This is a genomic window from Pseudorhodobacter wandonensis (assembly GCF_001202035.1).
GTDB lineage: Bacteria > Pseudomonadota > Alphaproteobacteria > Rhodobacterales > Rhodobacteraceae > Pseudorhodobacter > Pseudorhodobacter wandonensis.
Genome location: NZ_LGHT01000030.1, coordinates 1 through 5,002, shown reverse-complemented (window position 1 = coordinate 5,002; position 5,002 = coordinate 1). Strand labels below are relative to the sequence as shown.

General features: G+C 58.6%; 4 protein-coding genes and 1 pseudogene. 4 read left to right on the top strand and 1 reads right to left on the bottom strand.

Translation table 11 applies throughout. The annotated features are described in order from the left end of the window. Positions 1-143 precede the first annotated feature (143 nt). From AKU79_RS08620 to AKU79_RS08605, 4 genes and pseudogenes are all read left to right on the top strand, one after another. Complete coding sequence (locus tag AKU79_RS08620; protein ID WP_050521776.1) at positions 144-1,031, top strand: tyrosine-type recombinase/integrase; 888 nt, start codon at positions 144-146, stop codon at positions 1,029-1,031. 12 nt (positions 1,032-1,043) lie between these two features. Further along, positions 1,044-2,241 (top strand): annotated as a pseudogene (locus AKU79_RS08615) (IS91 family transposase). 665 nt (positions 2,242-2,906) lie between these two features. Continuing rightward, positions 2,907-3,716 carry a hypothetical protein gene (locus tag AKU79_RS08610; RefSeq protein WP_050523197.1) on the top strand — a complete coding sequence of 270 codons (810 nt, stop codon included), beginning with the start codon at positions 2,907-2,909 and terminating at the stop codon, positions 3,714-3,716. Next, positions 3,706-4,479: a hypothetical protein gene (locus tag AKU79_RS08605; protein WP_231580131.1), complete on the top strand. Its 774-nt coding sequence runs from the start codon at positions 3,706-3,708 to the stop codon at positions 4,477-4,479. Before AKU79_RS08610 ends, AKU79_RS08605 begins: the two co-directional genes overlap by 11 nt. A 67-nt stretch (positions 4,480-4,546) precedes the next feature. Here the strand turns inward: AKU79_RS08605 and AKU79_RS08600 are convergent. After that, positions 4,547-5,002 (bottom strand): ATP-binding protein (locus tag AKU79_RS08600; protein ID WP_197087262.1); only part of this gene is annotated, 456 nt, incomplete at its 5' end.

The following is a 5,002-nucleotide window of genomic DNA, read 5'->3' as shown; positions in this document are numbered from 1 at the left end:
GATCGGCCCTTGGACGAAGCCGCTTCGCGGCATTGGTGCATTTGGCTAATGGCGTGACACGCCCCCAAAGTGGTGCGCATTTTGCGTTTTGACCGACCTGCCTGACGATTGGGGTCTTCTCAATCATCAGACAGGAGGTTCCCATGACAGAAGAGAAAGTAACCCCGCTGCGCCAGCGGATGATCGAAGACATGCGCATCCGTGGAATGGGGGACAAGGCGCAGAAGTCCCACATCCGTGCGATCAAGGATTTCGCCGTTTTCCTCGGACGATCACCCGACACGGCGACGCCAGAGGACCTGCGCGCATATCAGCTCCACATGTCGGATACCGGGGTGACCCCGTCGACCTTCAACACGCGCATCGTGGCGCTGCGCTTCTTTTTCGGTATGACCTGCGGGCGGGAGGAGATGAAGCGCTACATGCAATTCCGCACGGAGCCGCGCAAACTGCCCGTGGTCTTCAGTGTCGAAGAGGTATCAGACATCCTGATGGCAGCGCCCGGGCCTGGGCTCAAGTATCGCGCCGCCCTCAGCATTTCCTATGGCGCCGGGCTGAGGGCCGCCGAGGTCTGCAACCTCAAGATCGGCGACATCGACAGCGACCGGATGCTGATCCATGTAGAACTGGGTAAGGGTCAGAAGGACCGCAAGGTGATGCTATCGCCCGGATTACTGGAATTGTTGCGGGCCTGGTGGCGCGAGGCACGTCCCGAAGGCTGGCTATTTCCGGGCAAGCCCAAGATCAACCCGATCTCACCGCGCCAGCTGAACCGCGCCTTCACCTCGGCCAAGCATATGGCCGGGGTCAAGAGGCCCGCGACCCTGCACACCTTGCGGCACAGCTTTGCCACCCACCTTTTGGAGGCGAACACCGACGTGCGGGTGATCCAAGTGCTGCTCGGCCACGCCAAGCTGACGACCACCGCGCGATACACCCATGTGGCCACCAAGACGATCCGCGACACCGTCAGCCCCTACGAGATGCTGGCCAAGTTGCAGGATCAGACGGTGAAGCGAAGCCTGGAGTGACCAGACGCCGGGATGCCCCGGCGTAAACTGGAGATCGCTGACATCTTCCGAGCCCTTGGTCCTGCGTGGCGGCAGGCCAATGCGGGGCATGTCAGCCTGTCCCAGTTGAAGGTGATGTCAGCGATTGAAGCCTGCCGAACCGAGGCGCTCGGCGGGCATGTGGCTGGCTGTGCCAAGTGCGGCCACCATCACATCGCCTATAACTCCTGTAAAAACAGGCACTGCCCCAAGTGCCAGGGGCCCGCGGCGCGCGACTGGATGGAGGCGCGCGCCGAGGACCTGCTGCCCGTGGAATACTTCCACGTCGTCTTCACTATGCCGGCCGAGATCGCCCAGATCGCCTACTGAACAAGAAGGCGGTCTATGGGCTGCTGTTCAAGGCATCCGCCGAAACGGTGATGACAATCTCGGCCGATCCCAAGCGCATGGGCGCGCGGGTGGGTTTGACCAGCGTGCTGCACACCTGGGGCTCGGCACTCACCCACCACCCGCACATCCACATGATCGTCCCCGGCGGCGGCCTGTCGCCTGAGGGCACCAAGTGGGTCGCCTGCCGCCCGGGATTCTTCCTGCATGTGCGAGTTTTGTCGCGGCTGTTTCGGCGCCTGTTTCTGGAAGGGCTGATGGATTTGCACCGAACCGGGAAACTGGTCTTCTTTGGCGAACTCGAACGGTTGGCGCAGGTTGATGCCTTCACTGACTGGCTCGCTCCATTCCGCAAATCCGAGTGGGTCGTCTATGCCAAGCCACCCTTCGGCGGTCCCGAGGCCGTGCTAGCTTACCTGAGCCGATACACCCACAGGGTGGCAATCTCGAACGCCCGCCTGGTCAGCGCCGATGCCCAAACTGTCGCCTTCAGCTGGAAGGACTACCGCATCAAATCCGGCGACCGCCAAAAGGTCATGCGCCTGGCCACGCCCGAGTTCATTCGCCGCTTCCTGATCCATGTTCTGCCCGACGGGTTCCACCGCATCCGGCACTACGGATTACTGGCCAGCGCGACCGCAAGGCCAACATCACCACGATCCGCGCCCTGCTATGTGTCCAGCGCCCGGACAAGGCCGCCGCGTCAGAACGCAGCACCGAGATCATACCACTCACCCTGCGCGAACCGTGCCCCTGCTGCGGCGGACCCATGCGCATCATCGAGATCTTCCGTCGCGGGCAAAAGCCGATGTCGCGCGCACCTCCGAGGGAGCAGGCCGCATGACGCACCGCCTGTCATTTGTCTCGAACCGCCACTGGCTGCTGCCCGCAGACCCGGCCCAGCCCGTATGCGCTTATCGCTCCGCGGCGCGAAAAACGACGGAAAGCACCACAATCTGCACAGCGGTGTCAGCATGTTCGGCCGCTTCTGCGACCGGCTCAGCCGTTACGCGCACCTTCAGCCGCACCCCTGACACAGCCGTCGCCTCAACCGTCCCAGCACTTTCCCCATAGATCGCACCAAGACCCCCGCGGCTTCCTCCTTGGGAGGTTTTCCAACGCGGGTCGTGGTCGCGCAAATGCGCAGCGTATCGCCGCGACCCGCATCAGAAAACCTTCACCAGAGCCGTCGTTCGACAGGCCGACCTGGCACGGCCTCTCCCGACCCAAACCAGCCTTTCCAACAAACGCCAGTCAAGATCGACATAGAGTCGGTCACAGTAGCCCAATTCAAGTATTAAAGTCTCTAAACGCCCATAACGGCGCAAAAACGAGCAAGCCGACATGAAGTTAGATTGTAGCAGGGTCATCATGACGATTGGCCGATCTGCGAAAGTAGACGAACTGGGCTTGCATCGAGCGAAGTAATCTCAGAACCTAATTTCGAGTGGGCGCTCAGGAACGTAAGTTTTCTGTGCAAAATTTGTTACTTAAAAGGACGTTAGAATTTTGGCAGCACCAGCTCATGTGGCGTGGCTCGAGGACACCGGCGAGGTCATTGAAACGGCAGATGGCCGCAAAGCCGAAATCTGGATTTTGCAGCACTGCGATCATCCCGCAATCCTTTCAGATTGGGCGACCCATTACCGGCAGCATTACTGCCGCGATGAAGATCTGCCGGATCTGGTCTTGGATACGGGGCTAACCAATTCTGACTTCCTGACGCAAATTAAATTCCCAGACGCCGCGAAAGCTCCCGGGCCCAGCACAAGAGCTGGTGACTTCGGGGAAATCCTCGTGGCAGATTTCATTGAGTATGTCTTGGGATATTGGTGCCCGCGGCATGGCAGGTATGAGGAGCGTGAAAACCGCAACGTTCCGTCGAATGGGACTGATGTCATCGGGTTCATGTTTGCGGGTGAACAACCAAGTTTTGACGACGAATTGCTGGTGATCGAGGCCAAGGCTGGATTTCGGCCGACAAAAGATAATCGGTTACAGCAAGCGATTAACGACTCCGGGAAAGATCTCGTCCGGGAAGCGATGTCATTGAGCACCATAAAGCAGCGGCTTCTCAAGATAAACCGAGACGAAGCGCTGAAAATCGGGCGGTTTCAAAATGGGGGAGACAGACCATTTAAGCGCACAAATGCCGCAGTCGCGATACTGGATGACGATATTTTTGAAGAGATGGCACTTGTTGAGGCCGATGCATCAGAGCACCCAAACGGTGAAAGCCTCAGGCTCATTATCATTACAGGGACATCTATGATGGACTTAGTTCACGCACTTTATTTGAGGGCTGCGAATGAGGCCTGAGCGGGAATCACGACTTATCCTTGCCACCATTCAAGCACGCGCAAAGATGCACGAGTATCGTGCAGCTGAAGAAGACTACGTCCCGTTCAGGCGAGCGCCTGAGACTCTCTTTCCATTGGCGGTTGGGATTTTACACGACGCGGCAGCTGCCATTTCAGATCGCTTCGTATACGGGGAAGAGGGTCCTGTTGTTCCTGCGGCTTGGGAAGAGGATGACGGCTCGATTGAGCAGATGGTGAGGTTCTCCGCATCGTTTTTCGACGCATTTCTTGAGGCGCAGCTCAGGGTCGAACTCACCACGGAGTTCTCTTTGCTCTGTGCTGTGTCCTACTACTTATGCGACAGCGTCGGAAGTGCAGTCGTTGTCGCCCGCCGATCGGAAGCTCCAGAGCTGGAACTGGGCCATGGGCTCGCACGTGTGGCTTGGCACATACTCCTGGGCGATGCGGGCCCCATCGAAGGCGCATCGCGGCACACCCGGTTTGGAAATCGGCTTTTGAATGCCTTGACACGGCACTTCAGCCTTCAGGCTGATGCTGAACAGGAAATTCGCGCCATATGCGCAGAGCTGCGAGCCGACATTTACGAGAACGGATCGGCTCGTGAGGTTGTCTATGCCGATGTTGTAACAGCGCTTTGCGCTCGAAAACTGAGGAACGCAGCGCGGACGATCCTGCCGCCTTCATCGGATCTACCACCGAGTTCTTGGGCGGAGGCGTTGCGTAAACCGCGCTTCCCAACTGAGCTGTGGCCAGCGTGTTGATTGTCATTGAGAACTGACCCGGCATTTTCATCGAGATCTGACCCACCCAGCCGTTATGATCTGCTGGTTATGATGGCGTCAATGCTGTTGCCTCCTTTCGCTTTTTCTTCGCTGTTTCGGAGCTGGCCTTGAAGCGGTAGCTGTCATTGCCGGTCTCGAGGATGTGGCAGCGATGTGTGAGACGATCGAGCAGTGCTGTGGTCATTTTGGCATCGCCAAAGACGCTGGCCCATTCACTGAAGCTCAGGTTGGTGGTGATGATGACGCTGGTGCGTTCATACAGCTTGCTCAGAAGATGGAAGAGCAACGCGCCGCCGGAGGCGCTGAACGGCAGATATCCCAGCTCATCCAGGATCACCAAGTCGGTTTTGACCAGCGCCTCAGCGATCTTCCCGGCCTTGCCTTGGGCCTTGTCCTGCTCCAGTGCGTTGACCAGTTCAACCGTCGAGAAGAAGCGGACGCGCTTACGGTGATGCTCGATGGCCTGAATGCCAAGGGCGGTTGCAACATGCAATTTCCCTGT